Origin of the sequence: Limnospira sp. PMC 1279.21 (assembly GCF_032349615.1) — a bacterium.
GTDB lineage: Bacteria > Cyanobacteriota > Cyanobacteriia > Cyanobacteriales > Microcoleaceae > Limnospira > Limnospira fusiformis.
In genome coordinates this window covers 1-480 of record NZ_JARPLU010000531.1, presented here as the reverse complement: position 1 = coordinate 480, position 480 = coordinate 1, and the positions used below count along the sequence as shown (strand labels likewise).

The 480-nt window shown below is 50.4% G+C and carries 1 protein-coding gene; it reads left to right on the top strand.

Translation table 11 applies throughout. From position 1 onward, the window contains the following. On the top strand, window positions 1-480 hold a 480-nt coding region (locus tag P5683_RS25800; protein WP_315663425.1), incomplete at both ends, for an IS200/IS605 family accessory protein TnpB-related protein.

The window sequence follows — 480 nt, the reverse complement described above, 5'->3', positions numbered from 1 at the left end:
GTAGTAAGACGATGGGGCTAGGTGGAAGTCTCCAGAAAGGCTTCTGCTCTCATACCTACCGCAAATGCCGTAATATCAACCGTCAAATTGGGCAGATTGTCTCGAAGCGCATCGTGCAGATTGCCCAACAGTTCAATGCCGATGCTATTGTCTTTGAGAACCTGAAAGGATGGAAAGCTAAGGGGGGGCGCAAGCGCTCCTTACTTCGCCAACGCTTTCATGGATGGCTTAAAGGTATGATTCGAGATTTGACGGAGATGAAGTGGCAAGAGATAGGCGGTAAGGTCATTGATGTCGTAGCTCCACCTAAAAGTTGGCTTATGACGGTAGTGGAGTCGAAAGGGCGAGACTCCAACAACTATGCCCTGGCTAAATTTTCCTCGGGCAAGCGATACAATGCCGACCTCAATGGGGCGCTCAATATTGCTGCACGAGGTATTCTTCAGCTCACTCGCCGAAAGGACAGTGAGGAGCCCTCGA